Origin of the sequence: Actinomadura sp. WMMB 499 (assembly GCF_008824145.1) — a bacterium.
Classification (GTDB): domain Bacteria; phylum Actinomycetota; class Actinomycetes; order Streptosporangiales; family Streptosporangiaceae; genus Spirillospora.
The window spans coordinates 33,832-52,414 of the sequence record NZ_CP044407.1 but is presented as its reverse complement, the minus strand read 5'-3'; the positions used below and the strand labels follow the sequence as shown (position 1 = coordinate 52,414).

At 79.0% G+C, this 18,583-nt stretch carries 19 protein-coding genes and 3 tRNA genes; 17 read left to right on the top strand and 5 right to left on the bottom strand.

Annotated features, from left to right (window positions below; all coding sequences use genetic code 11):
* Positions 1-10: 10 nt before the first annotated feature.
* The 3 genes from F7P10_RS00270 to F7P10_RS00260 all read right to left on the bottom strand — a co-directional run bounded on the left by F7P10_RS00270 (position 11) and on the right by F7P10_RS00260 (position 2,871).
* The gene (locus F7P10_RS00270; RefSeq protein ID WP_151007526.1) at positions 11-262 is read right to left on the bottom strand and encodes a hypothetical protein; all 252 of its coding nucleotides are present in this window, start codon (positions 260-262) and stop codon (positions 11-13) included.
* 26 nt (positions 263-288) lie between these two features.
* Positions 289-1,290, bottom strand: coding sequence for an alpha/beta hydrolase (locus F7P10_RS00265; RefSeq protein ID WP_254716313.1), 1,002 nt, complete (start codon positions 1,288-1,290; stop codon positions 289-291).
* Positions 1,291-1,413: 123 nt separating this feature from the next.
* The gene (locus F7P10_RS00260; protein WP_151007525.1) at positions 1,414-2,871 is read right to left on the bottom strand and encodes a benzaldehyde dehydrogenase; all 1,458 of its coding nucleotides are present in this window, start codon (positions 2,869-2,871) and stop codon (positions 1,414-1,416) included.
* A 536-nt stretch (positions 2,872-3,407) separates the two neighbouring features.
* Here F7P10_RS00260 and F7P10_RS00255 point away from each other — a divergent pair.
* The 8 genes from F7P10_RS00255 (at position 3,408) to F7P10_RS00225 (ending at position 7,934) form a co-directional block, all read left to right on the top strand.
* Positions 3,408-3,480, top strand: a tRNA-Asp gene (locus tag F7P10_RS00255).
* Between the two features lie 28 nt (positions 3,481-3,508).
* Positions 3,509-3,579: transfer RNA gene (locus F7P10_RS00250), tRNA-OTHER, on the top strand.
* A gap of 38 nt (positions 3,580-3,617) precedes the next feature.
* Positions 3,618-3,689 (top strand) — tRNA-Arg (locus F7P10_RS00245).
* Between the two features lie 370 nt (positions 3,690-4,059).
* Positions 4,060-5,346, top strand: coding sequence for a hypothetical protein (locus F7P10_RS00240; RefSeq protein WP_151007524.1), 1,287 nt, complete (start codon positions 4,060-4,062; stop codon positions 5,344-5,346).
* A gap of 178 nt (positions 5,347-5,524) precedes the next feature.
* Positions 5,525-6,001, top strand: coding sequence for a hypothetical protein (locus F7P10_RS43710; protein WP_254716312.1), 477 nt, complete (start codon positions 5,525-5,527; stop codon positions 5,999-6,001).
* Positions 5,989-6,990, top strand: coding sequence for a HAMP domain-containing sensor histidine kinase (locus F7P10_RS00235; RefSeq protein ID WP_254716311.1), 1,002 nt, complete (start codon positions 5,989-5,991; stop codon positions 6,988-6,990). The genes F7P10_RS43710 and F7P10_RS00235 overlap by 13 nt, the downstream gene beginning before the upstream one ends.
* A gap of 130 nt (positions 6,991-7,120) precedes the next feature.
* Positions 7,121-7,432, top strand: coding sequence for a 4a-hydroxytetrahydrobiopterin dehydratase (locus F7P10_RS00230; protein WP_151007523.1), 312 nt, complete (start codon positions 7,121-7,123; stop codon positions 7,430-7,432).
* A gap of 43 nt (positions 7,433-7,475) precedes the next feature.
* Complete coding sequence (locus F7P10_RS00225; protein WP_151007522.1) at positions 7,476-7,934, top strand: dethiobiotin synthetase; 459 nt, start codon at positions 7,476-7,478, stop codon at positions 7,932-7,934.
* Positions 7,935-8,024: 90 nt separating this feature from the next.
* On the opposite strand, the gene F7P10_RS00220 is transcribed toward F7P10_RS00225, so the two are convergent.
* Both F7P10_RS00220 and F7P10_RS00215 read right to left on the bottom strand, forming a co-directional pair.
* A complete protein-coding gene (locus F7P10_RS00220) occupies positions 8,025-8,816 on the bottom strand; it encodes an SDR family NAD(P)-dependent oxidoreductase (protein ID WP_151007521.1) in 792 nt (263 codons plus the stop codon).
* A gap of 371 nt (positions 8,817-9,187) precedes the next feature.
* Positions 9,188-9,712: a pyridoxamine 5'-phosphate oxidase family protein gene (locus F7P10_RS00215; protein ID WP_151007520.1), complete on the bottom strand. Its 525-nt coding sequence runs from the start codon at positions 9,710-9,712 to the stop codon at positions 9,188-9,190.
* A 134-nt stretch (positions 9,713-9,846) separates the two neighbouring features.
* Here F7P10_RS00215 and F7P10_RS00210 point away from each other — a divergent pair, with 134 nt between their 5' ends.
* The 9 genes from F7P10_RS00210 to F7P10_RS00170 all read left to right on the top strand — a co-directional run bounded on the left by F7P10_RS00210 (position 9,847) and on the right by F7P10_RS00170 (position 18,513).
* Positions 9,847-10,878, top strand: coding sequence for a YafY family protein (locus F7P10_RS00210; RefSeq protein ID WP_254716310.1), 1,032 nt, complete (start codon positions 9,847-9,849; stop codon positions 10,876-10,878).
* 45 nt (positions 10,879-10,923) lie between these two features.
* Positions 10,924-12,003, top strand: coding sequence for an aminotransferase class V-fold PLP-dependent enzyme (locus F7P10_RS00205; RefSeq protein ID WP_151007518.1), 1,080 nt, complete (start codon positions 10,924-10,926; stop codon positions 12,001-12,003).
* 144 nt (positions 12,004-12,147) lie between these two features.
* Positions 12,148-13,245, top strand: coding sequence for an NAD(P)-dependent oxidoreductase (locus F7P10_RS00200; protein WP_151007517.1), 1,098 nt, complete (start codon positions 12,148-12,150; stop codon positions 13,243-13,245).
* Positions 13,242-13,916 carry a glycosyltransferase family 2 protein gene (locus F7P10_RS00195; RefSeq protein ID WP_218040312.1) on the top strand — a complete coding sequence of 225 codons (675 nt, stop codon included), beginning with the start codon at positions 13,242-13,244 and terminating at the stop codon, positions 13,914-13,916. The genes F7P10_RS00200 and F7P10_RS00195 overlap by 4 nt, the downstream gene beginning before the upstream one ends.
* On the top strand, positions 13,913-14,644 hold the full coding sequence (locus F7P10_RS00190; RefSeq protein WP_151007516.1) for a TIGR04282 family arsenosugar biosynthesis glycosyltransferase: 732 nt from the start codon (positions 13,913-13,915) through the stop codon (positions 14,642-14,644). Before F7P10_RS00195 ends, F7P10_RS00190 begins: the two co-directional genes overlap by 4 nt.
* The gene (locus F7P10_RS00185) at positions 14,641-15,264 is read left to right on the top strand and encodes a methyltransferase domain-containing protein (RefSeq protein WP_151007515.1); all 624 of its coding nucleotides are present in this window, start codon (positions 14,641-14,643) and stop codon (positions 15,262-15,264) included. The genes F7P10_RS00190 and F7P10_RS00185 overlap by 4 nt, the downstream gene beginning before the upstream one ends.
* Positions 15,234-16,418, top strand: a complete 1,185-nt coding sequence (locus F7P10_RS00180; protein WP_151007514.1) for a molybdopterin-dependent oxidoreductase — start codon at positions 15,234-15,236, stop codon at positions 16,416-16,418. The genes F7P10_RS00185 and F7P10_RS00180 overlap by 31 nt, the downstream gene beginning before the upstream one ends.
* A complete protein-coding gene (locus F7P10_RS00175; protein WP_151007513.1) occupies positions 16,415-17,152 on the top strand; it encodes a hypothetical protein in 738 nt (245 codons plus the stop codon). Before F7P10_RS00180 ends, F7P10_RS00175 begins: the two co-directional genes overlap by 4 nt.
* Positions 17,149-18,513, top strand: coding sequence for a hypothetical protein (locus F7P10_RS00170; RefSeq protein ID WP_151007512.1), 1,365 nt, complete (start codon positions 17,149-17,151; stop codon positions 18,511-18,513). Before F7P10_RS00175 ends, F7P10_RS00170 begins: the two co-directional genes overlap by 4 nt.
* The last annotated feature ends 70 nt before the right edge of the window (positions 18,514-18,583 follow it).

The following is an 18,583-nucleotide window of genomic DNA, read 5'->3' as shown; positions in this document are numbered from 1 at the left end:
GCGGCGGCTTTCAGGAGGGAGGGGCCGCCGCGGCCAGCCGGACACCGGTCTCGCGCAGCCGCCGCCGCGCGGCCGGACCCTCCGGCGCGTCCTGCGCCCGGTCGGCGACGTGGGCGGCCTCCTCGTCGCCGAGGTCCACGACCTCTTTTCGGCAGTCGGGCGGCCAGCGCACCAGCATCCGCCGCCCGCACACCGGGCAGGCCCACTCCTCCAGACCGGAGTCCACGACCCGGACCATCCGCAGCCGATGCGTCCTCTGCACAGAACCCTCCCTTCGCCATCCGGTCATTAACAGTGATTGCCCACGTCAACCGGCCTAAAACGGGCACAGGGCGGGCGCGGCGGGCGCGCGATCAGGGGGCGATCAGGCCAGGGCGGCGCGGACGGCGGCGCCGATCTCGGCGATCGCCTCCGCCGGACGCCGCGCGAACGACCCCCACCCCAGAAACCCGTGGTCCAGGCCCGTCCCGGCACCACCGCGACCGCCACCCCCGCCGCCCGCAGCCGCGCCGCGTGCCGCTCCGCCTGCGGACGCAGCCGGTCGAACTCGGCCGTCGCGATCACCGCCGGCGGCAGCGAACCCGGATCCGGGTCCAGCAGCGGCGACACCCGCGGCCGCGTCCGGTCGGCGTCCCCCAGATACATCCGCAGCACCGCGCCCACCGACCCGCCCGGCACCTCCAGCCCGTCGGGGTCCGGGACGGGCGGCGGCTCGGCCCGCAGATCCAGCGCCGGATACAGCAGCACCTGCACCACCGGGCGCGCCGGCCCCGCCCCGCGCAGCACCCCCGCCGCCGACGCCGCCAGCTGCCCGCCCGCGCTGTCCCCGCCCACCCCCACCCGTCCCGCGTCCAGCCCGAGCCGCGGCGCGCACCGCACCGCCCACCGGACGGCCGCCACCGCGTCCTCCAGCGGCGCCGGGAACGGGTGCTCCGGCGGGCGCCGGTAGCCCACCGACAGCCACGCGACCCCGCTCGCCGCCACCAGCGCCCGCACCACCGGGTCGTAGGACTCCACGTCGCCCAGCACCCACCCGCCGCCGTGGAAGTACACCACCAGCGGCCCGGGAACCGCGCCGGCGCCGGGCGGGCGGTACAGGCGGGCGGGCAGCGGCCCCGCCGCGCCCCGGCCCACCACGTCCGCCACCGGCCCGACCGGTACCCGCGGGGACCGCGCCAGATCGGCGGCGTGCGCACGGCGCGCCTCCGCCACCGACCGGCGCCGCCCCGCCCCCGCCGCCTCGGCCGTCCGGGCCCGCATGAACGCCAGATACTCCGGATCCCGGCCCATGCACCCACCCTCCTCCGGCGGCCCCGGGCGCGACACCCCCAGGGGGACCCTACGGCCCCCGGGGCGGGCATGGAGCGGCCCGCCGCCCCCTCACGGGACGGCGGGCCGCGGCCGCGCCCGCGGCTAGAACGGATGCGGGGCGATCTCGCCGCGCATCGTCACCCACTGCATCTCGGTGAACGCCTCGATGTTGGCGTCCGGGCCGCCGAACCGCGACCCGTTCCCCGACGCCGCCAGCCCCCCGAACGGCACCACCGGCTCGTCGTTGACCGTCTGGTCGTTGATGTGCACCAGCCCCGTCGGGACCCGGTCGGCGATCTCCATCGCCCGTCCCACGTCCCCCAGGATCCCCAGCGACAGCCCGTACTCGCTGTCGGCCGCCAGCGCCACCGCCTCCTCCACCGTCGAGAACGGCACCACCGGCGCGACCGGCCCGAACACCTCCTGCGCGTACGCGGGCATCGAGGGGGTCACCTCCGCCAGCACCGTCGGACGGTAGAACAGGCCCTCGTGGGTGCCGCCCGCCGCCAGCCGCGCGCCCGCCGCGACCGTGTCGCGCACCAGCGCGTCCACGTGCGCCAGCTGCCCCTGGTCGATGATCGGCCCCAGATGCACCGGCCCGGCCGCCGGGTCCCCGACCGCCAGCCCCTCGGCCTTGGCCGCCAGCGCCTCCACGTACTCCTCGTGCAGGCTCTCGTGCACCAGGTGGCGCCCGGTCGTCATGCAGATCTGCCCCTGGTGCAGGTACGACCCCCACGCGCCGGCCGCGACCGCCTTCGCCAGGTCCGCGCCCGGCAGGACCACCAGCGCGTTGTTGCCGCCCAGCTCCAGGTGCGCCCGCTTGAGCAGCCGCCCGCACACCTCGCCGATCGCCCGGCCCGCCGCCGTCGACCCCGTGAAGGACACCACCCGCACCTCCGGCGCCGCCACCACCGCCTCACCGGCCTCCCGGCCGCCCGGCAGCAGGTGCAGCACGCCCTCGGGCAGGCCCGCCTCCTGGAAGATCCGCGCGACGCTCACCCCGCCGCCCACCGCCGTCCGCGGGTCCGGCTTGAGCAGCACCGCGTTGCCCAGCGCCAGCGCCGGAGCGACCGACCGCATCGACAGGATCAGCGGGAAGTTGAACGGGGCGATCACGCTCACCACCCCCGCCGGACGGCGCCGCGCCAGGCTCCACCGCGGCTGCGCCGACGGCAGCACCAGCCCCTGCGGATGCGACGCCAGCGCCGCCGCCTCGAAGCACAGGTTCGCCGCGAAGCCCGCCTCCAGCGCGGCCTTCGGCGGGATCGACCCCGCCTCCCGCACGATCCAGCCCTCGATCTCGGCGGCGTGCTCCTCGAACAGCCGCCCCGCGCGCCGCAGCACCGCCGCGCGCTCCTCGTAGGAGCGGGCCGCCCAGTCCCGCTGCGCGGCCGCCGCCGCGGACGCGGCCCGCGCGACGTCCGCGGCGTCCGCACTGCCCAGCACCCCCAGCGTCGCCCCGGTCGCGGGCTCGACGACGTCGTAGCCGCCGCCGGACGCGGCGACCCACCCGCCATCGAAGATCTTCCCGGTCCACACACCGGGCTCGAGCAGCGTCATCGTTCCTCCATACGGGTCCGTCGGCTGGTTGCGTCCCCCTTACCCTCACTGCGCCCTCGCCCCATCGGACCTGCGGCGTTCCGCTCAATGGAAAACCGCGGCGCGGCGGCGCCGAAAAACTCGTTGCGCCGCGCCCGCCCCGCGGGCCACGCTGGCTCTGCCGACGGCGGGCACCGGACCCACGAACCGGCCCCACGAACCGGGACGAACGGGACCGGACCATCCCGCCCGCCGCCCGGGTGACCCCGCGCGACCAGGACCAGAGGCAGGACGAGAAGGAGGCCGGGACCATGACCTGCACCACCACCGCCCGGCACCGTCCCCACCGCGACCATCCCCGGCACCGTCGCCGGATGCGCTGCCGGAAACGGCGGCCCGTCGGCGGCCGGTAGCCGACCGGACCCGCCGGTTCCGGGCGGGACCGTCCCCGCCGCACCGCACCCCGATCCACCGCCTCCGTGCGTCCCCGCTACCGCCTGCCCGCAGGCACCACGCCCCCCGATGCGACCGCGCCCGTGCGCGCCTCTCCTTCGCCCGGCCTCGTAGCTCAGTGGTCAGAGCACCGGCCCGTCACGCCGGAAGCCGCGGGTTCGACTCCCGCCGAGGTCGCCGGGCCGCCCCGCCCCGGGCGGCCCGCGACGCCGTGGCCGAGCGGTTCGGGCGGCGGCCGCAAAGCCGCCGCACGTGGGTTCGACTCCCGCCGGCGTCCCGGTCCCCGCCCCCCTGTCACCCGGGGGCGGGGACGCCTCCCCGTGTCCCGGCGGACAGGGCACGGCCTCCGAAGCCGGAGATCGCAGGTTCGAATCCTGCCGGGGAGACCGCTCACCGGCAGACACCTCCGCCCGCACAACGGTGCCACGGGCGCACCGACCACCGGCGGCCGCGACGCGGCGCGGCGCGGCGGCACCCACCGGGAAGATAAGACAGCGGTCCGGACCCCCTCCGCGCGTCGACCCGCCCGGCCGGGCGGGTCGACGGGCCGCGAGAACTCGTGACCGGCGCCAGGCCCGGGAAACACAGTCGGCACGAGTGCTGCGCACGGCCGCAGCCGTGGCTCCCGCGGGCGCCGTACCCGCCCGCGGCCCGCCGCCCTGCGGCGCGGCCGCCGCCACCGCGCCGGGAACTTCAGAAGCCGCGCGGCGGTTATGGTGATTTGAGAAGACGTGACCGTGGTAAAGGGGCGTGGTCGTGGACGAGAACGTGCAGCGGGCCGGCGCGCCGGTCCCCTCCCCCCGGCACGACCGGACCTCCGAACCTCCCACCGGGCGCACGCCCCGGCAGACGCCCGAGCAGGCGCCCGCCGCCGCGCAGAGCACGCTCGCGCGGCTCGACCGGGCCGCCGCCCGGCGGCTCGAGGAACTGTGGGACGAACTGGCCCCCGCGGCCACCGGCGCCGCCAGGCTCGCCGTCACCACCAGCGACCCCGTCCGCCGCGCCGCCCGCGACGCCGCCGGCCTCGCCGCGTCCCGCATCCTCGACCAGCTCGCCGGGACGCCCGCCATGGCGGCCGCCGAACGCGCCGCCCGCGACGCCGCCGTGAAGATCGCGACATCGGCCGCCGAACGCGCCGTCACCGAGGCCCGCACCGCCGCAGCCGCGCACCCGGCCACCGCGACCGCGTTCGAGGCCGCGACCGGAGCGATGACCCTCGCCGAGCAGGCCGCGGGCGAGGTCGCCCGGCACCCCGTGGCGGTGGCCGCGCGCCGCTTCGCCGCCCGCAGCCCGCTCGCCCGCGCCGCGACCGCCACGGCGCTGGACATGGCCGGACGCGGCGTCTCGGCGACCGTCGCGACCATGTCGGCGACCGCGTCGGCGCCGGCGGTGCAGGCCGCCACCCGCGCCGTCGCCGACGCCGCCGTGGACGCGGTCGCCGACGCCGCCGCCGACGCCGTCCTGGACGCCGGACGCGACGTCGCCGCCCGCGTCGTGCGCGACACCGCCGCCGACGCCGCCCGGGAACTGGCCGGGACCGTCCGCGAGGCCGCCGGACGCTCCGAGTACACCGCCGAGCTGCGCCCCCTGGCCGACGCCCTCGCCGGAGCCGCCGCCCGCGCCGCCGGCAGCGGCACCGCCCGCTCGGCGAGCGACCTGCTCGCCGCGGCCGCCGGCAGCGCCGTCGCCCGCACCGCCCGCGACCTGGCCGTCCGGGCCGCCGCCCGCACGGCCGCCGCAGCCATCGAGGCGATCATGACCGAGGTGCTGCGCGAGGCCGTCAGGCTCGCGATGAAGGAACGGCTGCGCGGCATGGTCGCCGACGTCGCCCGCGACGTCGTCGTCGACACCATGAAGACCACCTGGAACACCGCCACCCGCCCCGGGCCCGGCACGGCCGCGCCGCCCCGCACCGGCCCGATCGTGGTCGAACCCACCCCCGGACCCGCCCCCGGCCCTGACGCGGGTGACGGCGGCGAACCCGGCGGCGAACCCGGGGGAGGGCCCGGCGGCGACCCGTGGGCCGCCGCGACCGATCGCTAGCCCCACCGGGCCCCGGTCACGGCGGGCCCGTCTGAGAACTGCATGAAAAAGGCCCGACCGCGGACGGGCTCCCCACCGGCGCCGATTACCGTGTGCACATGGAGCCCGCCCCGCCGCCGACCCCGCCCGGCCCGCGACCCCCGCGGCGCGCCGGGTCCGCGGCGCCGGCGGCGGGCCCGTGACCCGCGGCGCCGGCGGCGGCCGCACCCGGCGGCTGGCGCTGCGCACCCGCCTCGCGCTGCTCACCGCGATCGCCGTCGCCCTGGCCGTCGCCGCGTGCGCCGCCGCGTCCTGGACCCTCACCCGCGCCCAGCTCTACCGCGAACTCGACCACCGCCTCGAAGGGATGGCCGGGGAACGGCCCGGACCCGGCGGCGCCCCGCCGCGCCGCCCCACGCCCCCGCCGCACGCCCTGCAGGAGGTTCTGCGTTCGTGCACCGCCGAACCCACCGCGGGGACCGGGTTCCGCCCCGGCGGCCCCGTCACGATGACGCAGGTCCTCAACGCGCGCGGGGAACGCTGCACCGTCCCCGGGTCCGGCGCCGTCCAGGTCACCGCCGCCGACGCCGCCGTCGCCCGCGGCGAGGCCCCCGCGCCCTGCACGACGGCACCGGCACCACCCCCGACGGGCTCACCACCGACGTGCGGGTCCTGACCCGCCCCGTGCGCACCGGCGACGGCTCGACCGCCGCGGTGACGTTCGCGCTGCCCCTCGACGACGTCCAGGACCCCCTCGGCGACCTGGCGCTGCTGATGGCCGCCGTCGCCGCCCTGGGCGTACTGGCCTCCGCCGGCGCCGGGCTGATGACCGCCCGCGCCGGGCTGCGGCCCGTCGACGAGCTGACCGGCACCGTCGAGCACATCGCCCGCACCGAGGACCTCGACGTCCGCATCCCCGAAGAGGGCACCGACGAGATCGCCCGCCTCGGCCGCTCCTTCAACACCATGACCGGCGCGCTGGCCGCCTCCCGCGAACGGCAGCGGCGCCTCATCGCCGACGCCGGGCACGAGCTGCGCACCCCGCTGACCAGCCTGCGCACCAACATCGACCTGCTGCTGCGCGCCGACGCCGCCGGCCGCGACCTGCCCGAGGCCACCCGCCGCACCCTGCTGACCAGCGTCAAAGCGCAGATGCTGGAACTGTCCGACCTCGTCGGCGACCTGCTGGAACTCGCCCGCCCCGACCAGACCGGCCCCGTCCGCGAAACCGTCGCCCTCCACGACGTCGTCACCCGCGCCGTCGAACGCGCCCGGCTGCGCGGCCCCGGCCTCACCGTCCGCCACGACACCAGCCCCTGGTACGTCCCGGGCGACCCCGCCTCGCTGGAACGCGCCGTCGTCAACCTCCTCGACAACGCCGTCAAGTTCAGCCCCCCGGGCGGCGCCGTCGACGTCCGCCTCGCCGGCGGGGAACTCACCGTCCGCGACCACGGCCCCGGCATCCCGCCCGAGGACCTCCCGCACGTCTTCGAACGGTTCTGGCGGTCCCCGTCCGCGCGGAGCCTGCCCGGCTCGGGCCTGGGACTGTCGATCGTCGCGCGGTCGGTCACCGAGAGCGGCGGGACCGTCGTGCTGGAACCCGCCGACGGCGGCGGCACCCTCGCCCGCGTCCGCCTGCCCGGAACCGGCCGCCCCCCACCCTGACCTCCCGCACCTCGGCCCGCACCGGCACCCGCCCGCAGCGTCCCTCCACGCGCCCCCCTCGGGCGTGATGTACTCGCCGCCCAGCGGGGAAGGACGCAACCGGAACCCGACGACCACGAGGAGGACCCCGATGGCCGACACCCTCGACGACACCGCCGTCGCCGACCGGCTCGGCGCACTGCCCGAATGGACCCGCGACGGCCAGGCCATCAGCCGCCAGGTGCGGGCCGCGACCTTCCTGGACGGCATCGACCTGGTCACCCGCGTCGCCCGCGCCGCCGAGGCCGCCGACCACCACCCCGACATCGACATCCGCTGGCGGACCCTCACCTTCACCCTCACCACTCACAGCGCCGGAGGGCTCACCGCCAAGGACTTCGACCTGGCCGCCCGCATCGACGACCTCGCCGCCGGGACCGGCGCGGGCGGCGCGCAGCGGTGACCCGCCCCCGCCGCGGCCGCCGCCCGCGCCCGTCCAGGTCGCGGTGTGCGGGCCCTCCGCCTGCACCCCGCGCCGGCGCGACGACGCCCACGAGATCGGGCGGCTGCTCGCCGCCCGCGGCGCCGTCGTCGTGTGCGGCGGCCACGGCGGGGTGATGGCCGCCGCGGCCGCCGGGGCGGCCGGCGCGGGCGGCGCCGTCGTCGGCGTCCTGCCCGGCGACGACCGCGCCGGCGCCGACCCCCACCTCACCGTCGTGCTGCCCACCGGTCTCGGCCAGGCCCGCAACAACCTGATCGTCGGCGCGGCCGACGCCGTCATCGCCGTCGGCGGGTCCTGGGGGACCCTGTCGGAGATCGCCCTGGCCATGCGCCGCGGCCACGCCCCCGTCGTGCAGCTCGGCGGCTGGCGCGTCCACGACGAGGACGGACGCCCCGTCGGCGGAGTCCGGCACGCCCGCGACCCCGCCGACGCGATCGCCCTCACCGGCCTCTGGCCCGCCTGACCCCGACCGGGGCCGCCCCGGGCGCGCCGCGCGCCCGGACCCGACGGTGCCCGTTCGCTCTCGTGCCGTGCCGCAGCGGCGCAGTGCCCGTCAGTGGGCCGAGAAGCCGCCGTCCACGAACAGCGACTGCCCCGTCACCTGCGCCGCCGACGGGCTCGCCAGGAACACCGCCGCGCCCGCGAAATCTTCCGCCAGCCCGTTGCGGCCCGTCATCGTGCGGGCCGCCAGCGCCCGCACCATCTCCGGATCCGACGACAGCCGCGCGTTCAGCGGCGTCATCACGAACCCCGGCACCAGCGTGTTCGCCGTGACGCCCCGCCCCGACCACGCCTCGGCCTGCGACCGCGCCAGCGCCACCAGCCCCGCCTTCGACACCCCGTAGGCGCCACTGCTCACCGACGCCCGGAACGCCTGCTGCGAGGCGATGTGGATCAGCCGCCCGAACCCCCGCGCCGCCATGCCCGGCCCGAACCGCTGCCCGAGCAGGAACGGCGCGTCCAGGTTCACCGCCATCGTGGCGTCCCACACCTCCCGTCCCAGCTCGTCCATCGGCGGGCGCAGGTTCACCCCGGCCGCGCTCACCACGATGTCGGGCTCGCCGAACACCGCCGCCGCCTCCTCGGCCGCCCGCGCCACCTCCGCCCGCGACCCCAGATCGGCGCTGACCCGCGCCGCCCGGCACCCGTGCCCGCGCAGCTCCCGGACGGTGCCGTCCAGCTCGCCCTCGCGCCGCGCCACGACCACCACCGCCGCGCCCGCCCGGCCGAGCGCCCCGGCGATCGCCCGGCCGATCCCCGAACTGCCGCCGGTCACCACGGCGACCCGCCCCTCCAGCGAGAACAGCGTGCCCAGATAGGAGAAGGGAGGAGGATGCTCGCTCATACCCGCAGCCTACGGTCCGAGCCCCGGCCCCGCCGGGACCACCCGCGGTCCCCGCGACGCACCCGCGGAGGGCGCCTCCTCCCGGCCGGGCCCCGCGCGGCCGGGCGCCGTCGAGCGGCCCCGTCACCTCGGACACCTCAGGCACCTCAGGCACCGCCGCGTCCGCCGTCGGCACCCGGACGGCCGGAACCCCGGCGCGTCCCGGGCGGGCCCGCCTTCCGCCGAAGGGCAGGACGGGGGCGGCGCGCCCCGCCTCGGCCCCGGGGAGGACGGCCCTCGCGTTCCGGCGACCGGCGGGCCCGCGCCGGTGCGCCCCACAGCGAGCCCCCGGCCGTTCCGGGCACGGCGCGCGGACCGGAGCCGAGGCCCGCTCAGACCTCGAAGCGCCAGCGGGACGCCCCGAACGGCTCCGCCGTCGCCACGCCGAACGCCGTGCGCACGCGCAGCCGGTACACCAGCCACGGCGGCGGCCCCGCGCTCTGCGCGCTGAACGGGGCGGTCAGCGCGTCGCCGTCCACCCGGGCGGGCCAGCCGCCGTCCCGGTACCCGGCCGCGACCGGCTCCAGCACCGCCGGGTCCGTGACGCGCTCCGCCTCGCCCTCCAGCACCAGGTCCACGCCCGGCACGCGGATCGAGAGCGTGCACGCCGGATTGGCCGCCAGGTTGCGGGCCTTGCGGGTCCCGGGCCCGCTGGTGAAGTACAGGTCGCCGTCGTACCACTGGGCGCCGACGCCGGCGGCGTGCGGGCGGCCGTCGGGACGGACGGTGCCCAGGAACACCGGCGTCTCCATCTTCGGCAGCCCCTCCACCAGCGCGGCGCGTGCCGTGCCCCACTCCAGGGGGCCGCCGTCGTAGATGTCGAGGTCCAGGGTCTCGACGGGTTCGCGCTCGGTCATCGTGTCCTCCTCCGGTCGGTGGTCTCACACGAATGGACCCGTGCGCGGCGCGGAACTCACCGCCCGGCGGGCGGGCCGTCTCCGGCACCCGAAGCGGACGGGAACCGGCCTCTTTCGGCGGCATACTGGCGGGCGTGACCGACACCACCTCCGGACGGCTCCTGCGGCTGCTGTCGCTCCTGCAGACCCGCCGCACCTGGAGCGGCCCCGAACTGCGCGAACGGCTCGGCGTCAGCGCCCGCACCGTCCGCCGCGACATCGAGCGGCTGCGCGGGCTGGGCTACCCGGTGCACGCCGACCTCGGGGCCGCCGGCGGCTACCGGCTGGAGGCCGGCGCCGCCATGCCGCCGCTGCTGCTGGACGACGAGGAGGCCGTCGCGATCGCCGTCGGGCTGCGCACCGCCACCGGGGGAGCGGTCGAGGGCATCGGCGAGGCGTCGGTGCGGGCCATGGCCAAACTGGAGCAGGTCCTGCCGGCCCGGCTGCGGCGCCGCGTGAGCGCGCTGCACACCGCCACCACCCCGCTGACCGGACCGCCCGCCGGGCCCACCGTCGACCCCGCCGCGCTGGCCGTGCTCGCCGCCGCCTGCCGCGACCACGAACGCGTCCGCTTCACCTACCGCCCCGGCGCCCCGCCCGCCCCCGCCCCGGACGGGGACGGGGACGGGGACGGGGACGGGGACGGGGACGGGGACGGGGACGTGCGGGTCGTCGAGCCGCACGGGCTGGTGTCGGCCGGGCGCCGCTGGTACCTGGTCGCCTACGACACCGGACGCGCGGACTGGCGGACGTTCCGCGTCGACCGCATGGGAACCCCGCACCCCACCGGCGCCCGCACCCCGCCCCGGCCCCTGCCCGCCGCCGACGCCGCCGCGTTCGTCACCCGCTCCCTGGCCCGCCGGGCGCCGGTCGGGCGCGCGGTGCTGACCGTGCACGCCTCCGCCGCCGAGCTCACCGACCGGTTCCGCGTCACCGGCGCCGAGATCGAACCCGTCGACGAGCGCACCTGCCTCGTGCGCACCGCCCCCGACTCGCTGGAGTGGACGGCGCTGCGCATCGCCTTCCTCGACCTGGATTTCCAGGTGCGCGAACCGCCCGAGCTCGCCGACCGCCTCGCCGTCCTCGCCCGCCGCCTGGCGCGCGCCGCCGCACCCCCGCCCCCGTGAGACGCGCGGGCGCGGCGCCGCCGGCCCGTGGGCGACGATGAGGGCATGAGCATCTCCGTCCGGGAAGCGCAGCGGGAGTTCACCGCCGACGTCGCCTACCTCAACACCGCCACCTACGGGCTGCCGCCGCGCGCCGCCCACCGTGCCGTCCTGGCCGCCGAACGCGACCGCGCCGCCGGACTGATGACCGCCCGCGGCCCCGACGCGTCGGTCACCCGCTCCCGCGAGGCGTTCGCCCGCATCGTCGGGCTCCCGCCGTCCCGCGTCGCGTGCGGCGCGCAGGTGTCCTACTTCGTCGGGCTCGTCGCCGCGTCCCTGCCCGACGGCGCCCGCGTGCTGGTCGCCGAGGGCGACTTCACCTCGCTGCTGTTCCCGTTCCTGGCCCGCCCCGGCCTGGAGGTGTCCGCCGTCCCGCTCGACACGATCGTCGAGCGGATCGACGCCGGCACCGACCTGGTCGCGGTCTCGGCCGTGCAGTCCGCCGACGGCCGCACCGTCCCCATGGACGACCTGGCCGGCGCGGCCCGCGCGCACGGCGCCCGCGTCCTGCTGGACATCACCCAGGCCGCCGGATGGCTGCCGGTCCCCGCCGGATGCGCCGACTGGCTGGTGTGCGGCGGGTACAAGTGGCTGCTGGGCCCGCGCGGCACCGCGTTCCTGGCCGGCACCGAGGAGGCCCTGGCCGCCCTGCCGCCGGTCGGGGCGAGCTGGTACGGCGGCGCCGACATCTGGGACTCGATCTACGGGACGCCGCTGCGGCTGGCCGCCGACGCCCGCCGCTTCGACCTGTCCCCGGCATGGGCGAGCTGGGTGGGGCAGGCCCCGGCGCTGGAACTGCTGGAACGCGTCGGCGTCCCGGCGATCCACGCCCACGACGTCGCGCTGGCACGCCGGTTCCGAGCCGCGCTGGGCCTGCCGCCCGGCGACTCGGCGATCGTGTCGCTGCCGGTCCCCGACGGCACCGCCGACCGGCTGCACGCCGCCGGCGTGATCGCGGCCGTGCGGGCCGGGCGGCTGCGCTGCGCGTTCCACCTGAGCACCACCGAGGCCGACGTCGACCGCGCCGCCGACCTCCTGGCCCCGCTCCTGGCCGCCGCGCCCGGCGGCACCGCACCCGCCCCCTGACCCCGCCCCCCGGCCCGCCCCCGGCCCGCCGGGCGCACCCCGGCCGGGCCGGGACGGCGGAAGATCTTACGAGTCGCTGACGAGGTGGCCGCGCGGGCCCGTTCCCGGCCGTCCGGGCGGACCGAGCGGCCTACGTTCGTCCGCATGAACGTACTGCTCACCGGGTCGGCCGGTTTCATCGGCTCGCACGTCGCCGAGGCGCTGGAGGCCGCCGGGCACCACGTCCGCGGGCTGGACACGCGCCCCGGCGCCCGCCAGGACGGCACCGGCCCGGCCGACGTGCGCGACGCCGCCGCCGTCGCGCGGCTGCTGGCCGGCGCGGACGCCGTGTGCCACCAGGCCGCCAAGGTCGGCCTCGGCGTCGACGTCGCCGACCTGCCCGACTACACCTCGGTGAACGTGCAGGGCACCGCCGTCCTGCTGGCGGAGATGGCCCGCGCCGGCGTCACCGCCCTGGTCCTGGCGTCCTCGATGGTCGTGTACGGCGAGGGCGCCTACCGCTGCGGAACCCACGGCGCCGTCCGTCCCGGCCCGCGCCCCGCCCGGGACCTGGACGCCGGGCGGTTCGACCCCGGCTGCCCCCGCTGCGGCCGCACCCTCGAGCCCGGCACCGTCGCCGAGGACGTCCCGCCCGACCCCCGCAACGTCTACGCCGACACCAAGCTCGCCCAGGAGCATCTGGCCGCGTCGTGGGCGCGCGCCACCGGCGGATCCGCGGCGGCACTGCGGTACCACAACGTGTACGGGCCGCGGATGCCCCGCGACACCCCCTACGCGGGCGTCGCGGCGATCTTCCGGTCCCGGCTGCTGGACGGGCGCGCGCCGCTGGTGTTCGAGGACGGCGCGCAGCGCCGCGACTTCGTGCACGTCCGCGACGTCGCCCGCGCCAACGTCCTGGCGCTGGAGCGGATCGCGGCCGGGCCGCCCGGACCCGGCGGGCTGCGCCCCTACAACATCGCCAGCGGCGAGCCCCGCACCGTCGGGGACATGGCCGCCGCGCTGGCGGGCGCGCTGGGCGGGCCCGCGCCCGAGGTCGTCGGCGGGTACCGGCTCGGGGACGTGCGGCACATCGTGGCCCGCCCCGACCGGGCGCGCCGCGAGCTGGGGTTCTCCCCGCGGGTGCCGTTCGCCGAGGGCATGGCCGAGTTCGCCCGGCTGCCCGCGGGTGCCGCGCCCGCCCCGCCCGGGCGAGCCGCCATGGCGGGCGCCGCGCCGGCCCGGGACGGGAGGGCCGGGTCGTGATCGACGTCGTCCTGCCCTGCCTGAACGAGGCGGAGGCGCTGCCGTGGGTGCTGACGCGGATGCCCGCGGGATTCCGGCCGCTGGTCGTCGACAACGGCTCCACCGACGGGTCGGCCCGGGTCGCCGCCGAGCACGGCGCGCGGGTCGTGGACGCGCCCGTCCGCGGGTTCGGGGCCGCCTGCGACGCCGGGCTGCGGGCCGCCACCGCCGGCACCGTGTGCGTGATGGACGCCGACGCGTCCCTGGATCCCGCCGAACTGCCCCGCCTGGTCGCCGCCCTCGACGACCTGGAGGCCGCGCCGGGCACGCGGGCGGGCCTGGTGCTGGGACGCCGCCGCCCGACCGGGCGCGGGGCGTGGCCCCCGCACGCGCGGCTCGGCAACGCCGTCCTGGCGCGGTCGCTGAACCGGCGCGCCGGGACCCGGCTGCGCGACCTCGGCCCGATGCGCGCCGCGCGCCGGACCGCCCTGACGGGCCTGGACCTGCGCGACCGCCGCTTCGGCTACCCGCTGGAGACGGTGCTGCGCGCCGCCGCCGACGGCTGGCTGATCACCGAGATCGACGTCGCCTACCGGCCCCGCACCGGCGAGTCGAAGGTGACCGGCACCCTCGGCGGGACGGTCCGCGCCGTCCGCGACATGCGCCGCGTCCTGGCGGAGGTGAGCCGGTGACGCGCCCCGCCGCCCGCGCCGCACCGCCTCCCGCGACCGACCTGCTGGTGATCGCCAAGGAGCCGGTGCCCGGCCGCGTCAAGACCCGCCTCACCCCCGCCTACACGCCCGCCGAGGCCGCCGAGCTGGCCGCGGCGGCGCTGGCCGACACCCTCGCCGCGGTCGCCGCCGCACCCGCCCGGCGCCGCACCCTGGTGCTGGACGGCGCGCCCGGCCCCTGGCTGCCCGCCGGGATCGCGGTGCTGCCGCAGCGCGGCGGCGGGCTCGACGAGCGGCTCGCGCACGCGTTCGCCGACGCCGACGCCGGCCGCCCCCTCGTCCTGATCGGGATGGACACCCCGCAGGTCACCCCCGCCCTGCTCGCCGAAGCGGCGCGGGCGCTGGACGAGCGCGACGCGGTGTTCGGGCCCGCCGCCGACGGCGGCTTCTGGCTGCTGGGCCTGCGCCGCCCCGACGCGCGGCTGCTGCGCGGCGTCCCGATGTCGCGGCCCGGCACCGGCGCCGCGCAGCTGGCCCGGCTGCGCGGCGCCGGGCTGCGCGTCGCGCTGCTGCCCGAGCTGACCGACGTCGACACCCCGCCCGACGCGCTCGCCGTCGCCGCCGCGGCGCCACCGGACGACCCGCCCGGCGGCCCGCCCGGCGCCCTGGCGGGCGGCGGCGCCGCGGGCGGGGCGCGGCGGTTCGCGGCGGCCGTGCGGCGCCTGGGCGACCGGACGGCGCCCGCGTGATCGGCGAACTCTACGAGGAGGCCCTGCGCGGCACCGGGCCGGTGGAGATCGAGCACGCCGACGGCCGCCGCCGCCCCCTGCCGCTGCGGGACTGGCTGCGGCTGCGGCCCGGCGACGGCGGGCTGCTGGACCGCTGCGCCGGCGCCACCCTGGACGTCGGGTCCGGGCCCGGACGCCTCACCGTGGCGCTCGCCCGGCGCGGCCTGCCCGTCCTCGGCATCGACGTGGCGCCCGCCGCGGTCGCGCTCACCGCCGCCGCCGGCGGCCCCGCCCTGTGCCGGGACGTGTTCGGGCACGTCCCCGGCCGCGGACGCTGGCGGACCGTGCTGCTCGCCGACGGCAACATCGGCATCGGCGGCGACCCGGCCGCCCTGCTGCGCCGCGCCATCGCCCTGGCCGCTCCCGGCTCCCGGATCCTGGCCGAGGTCGAACCGCCCGGCGCCGCGTCCGGTACCGAGCCGCTGCGGCTGCGGTCCGGCGCGGCGATCGGCGAGTGGTTCCCCTGGGCGCGGGTGTCGGCCGACGCCGCCGCCGGCCTGGCCGCGTCCTGCGGGGCGGCCGTCACCGAGACCTGGGAGGAGGCCGGCCGATGGTTCGTCACCGTCCGCCCCGCACCCTGACACCGCCCCTGACACCACCCCCGCCCCCGTCCCCGTCCCCGCGGGCGGGGGGTTCGCCGGCCGGCCGCTTCACCAGCGCCCTGCGCGGCGAGCGGACCGCGGCGCTGCTGGGCGCCGCCCTCGCCGCCGCCTTCACCACCGCGTTCGTCACCGGCCTGATCAGCCACTACATGCAGCACCCGCCCGGCTGGGCGCAGTGGCCGTCCCGCCCGGTGAACCTGTACCGGGTGACGCAGGGCCTGCACGTCATCGGCGGGCTCGCGACGGTGCCGCTGCTGCTGGCCAAGCTGTGGGCCGTCTACCCGCGGCTGCTGCGCCGGCCGCCCGCGCGCTCGGCCGCCGACGCCGGATACCGGCTGGTGGTGCTGCTGCTGGTGGGCGGCGCGCTGTTCCAGCTGGTGACCGGCGTCCTCAACATCTCCTACTGGTACGCGTTCCCGTTCCCGTTCACCACCGCGCACTACTGGACGTCCTACATCCTGATCGGCGCGCTGCTGGTGCACGCGGCGCGGGAATGGCCCACCGCGCGCCGCGCGGTGATGACCCGGCCGGGCGACGCGGTCGGCCGCCGCGGGTTCCTGCTCGCCGTCGCCGGCGCGGGCGGCGCCGTCGCACTGACCACCGCCGGGTCCACCTTCGCCCCGCTGGCACGGCTCGCGCTGCTGGCGCCGCGCCGCCCCGGCACCGGCCCCCAGGGCGTCCCGGTCAACACCTCCGCCGCCGGGGCCGGGGTGCTGGCCGCCGCCCGCGACCCCGCCTGGCGCCTCACCGTCACCGGACGCGTCCGCCGCGAGGTCGTCCTGTCCCTGGACGACCTGCGCGCGCTCCCGCCGCGCACCGCGCGGCTGCCGATCGCGTGCGTGGAGGGCTGGAGCGCCGGAGCGACCTGGGAGGGCGTGCGGCTGCGCGACGTGCTGCGCCTCGCCGGCGTCGACGACGGCGCCCACGTGCGGGTCGAGTCGCTGCAGACCTGGGGGATCTACCGCACCTCGCGGGTGGCGCCCGCCCACTGGCACGACCCCCTCACCCTGCTGGCGCTGCGGATCGCCGGTGAGCCGCTGCACCCCGACCACGGCTACCCGTGCCGGCTGATCGCACCCAACCGGCCCGGCGTCATGCAGACCAAGTGGGTGCACCGGCTGGTGGTCGAATGAGAACCCCCCGTACCGCCCCCCGTACCGGCCTCGGCCGCGTCCTGGCGGGCGTCGCGGGCCTGGCGCTGATCGCCGTCGGGCTGCACGGCGTCCTCACCCGCCTCGAGACGACCGGCTGGGCGCTGTGGTTCGCCGTGCCCGTCCTCGCGCACGACGCCGTCCTCGTCCCGGCCGTGCTGGCGGCCGGGGCGCTGACCGGGCGGCTGCCCGCCCCGGCCCGCGCGCCCGTGCGCGCCGCGCTGGTGACCGCCGGGTGCCTGACGCTGGTCGCGCTGCCGCTCGTCCTCGGGCACGGCCGCCGCGCCGACGTCCCCTCCCGGCTGCCGCTGCCCTACGGCCGCAACCTCGCCGTCGTCCTCACCGCGATCGCCGTCGCCGCGGCCGTGGCGGCCGCCGTCCGCGTCCGGCGCGCCCGGACGCGGGACGCCGCCCCCGCGGGCGGTGCCGCGCCCGATGCGCCCCCGCAAGGGGAACAGGACGACCGCGACCCCCCGGACGGCGAGGACTCCGCCGGAGGCCCTTCGCCCGCGCAACCACCGGACGACCACGCCGACCAGGACGCCGACCAGGACGCCGACCAGGACGCCGACCAGGACGCCGACCAGGACGCCGACCAGGACGCCGACCAGGACGCCGACCAGGACGCCGACCAGGGGGCCGACCAGGGGGCGGCCGGTGACGAGGCCGCCGGAACGCCCGGCGGGACACGCCCCGCCCCGGGAGGCGCACCGTGACGGCCACGACCCGGCCCCGCGAAGCCGCCCGCGCCACCGGGGCGCCGCGCGGCGGGCGCGCCGCGGTGGCGGTGTGGGCGGCGGCGATCGTCGCCGCGTTCGCCGCCGGATGGTGGCTGCGCCGCGCCGGGATCGCCACCGAGGACGACCTTCCGCCGCTGCACGCGCGGGCGCGGGAACGTCCGCTGACCTGGGAGCTGCTGCCCGCCGCGGGCCTGGCCGCCGCGGGCGTCGCGGCCCTGCCCGTCCTGGCCGGGCGGCTGCCCTGGCGGGCGCTGCCGCTCGCCGCGTGGGCGGGCGCCGCGCTGTGGGCGGTGGCCCTGGCCGCCTCGGACGGGACGGGCGCGCTGACCGCCCCGCTGGACGCGCCCACCGAGTACCCGGCGGGCATGGCGCAGCTGCGCCCCGACGTCCTGGAATACCTGCGCACGTTCACCGACCGGCTCTACGCCTACACCACCCACGTGCGCGGGCACCCGCCCGGGCCGATGCTGGTGCTGTGGGCGCTGGAGTCGGCCGGGCTCGGCGGCACCGGCTGGCTCGCCGCGGCGATCATCGCCGCCGGGTCGTCGGCGGCGGCCGCCATCGCGATCACCGTGCGGTGCACGGCGGGGGAGGACGCCGCGCGGGCGGCCGTCCCGTTCCTGGCGCTGGCGCCGCTCGCGGTGTGGGTCGCGACCTCCATGGACGCGTTCTTCCTCGGCGTCGGCGCGTGGGGGACGGCGCTGGCCGCGGTCGCCGCCCGCCGCGCCGGCCCCGCGGCGGTCCCGGCGGCGGCCGGCGCGGGGATCCTGCTGGGCTCCCTGCCCTACCTCAGCTACGGGCTGCTGCCGCTGCTGGCCGTCCCCCTCGCCGTGCTGGTGCGGGCGCGTCCCCGCCGGGCGGTGCTCGCGGCGGGCGCGGCGGGCCTGGCGGCCGTGCCCGCCGCGCTAACCCTGCTGGGCTTCTGGTGGCCCGACGGTGTCCGCGCCACCCTGGACACCTACCTCATCAGCGGCGGGTCGGCGCAGCGGCCCTACTGGTACTTCCTGTTCGCGAACCTGGCCGTGCTGGGCCTGCTCACCGGTCCCGCCGTCGCGCACGCCCTGCCCCGCGCGCTCGGCGCCGCGGGGCGGGCCGCGCGGCTGCGCGCGGCCGTGCCGGGCCTGGGAACGGCGCTCCCGGCGGCCGCGGCGCTGCTGGGCGTCCTCGCGCTGGACTTCTCCGGGGTCACCAAGGGGGAGGTGGAGCGGATCTGGGTGCCGTTCGCGGCGTGGATCACGGTCGCCGCGGCCGTGCACCGGCCGCCGGCGCGGGCCTGGCTCGCCGCGCAGGCCCTCACCGCACTGGCCGTCCAGGCCCTGGTCCTGTCCCCCTGGTGACCCCGGCGGCGCGGCGATCGCCGCGCCGCCGGCGGCGGGCGGGGCGCCGCGCGGTCCACCGCACCCGCCG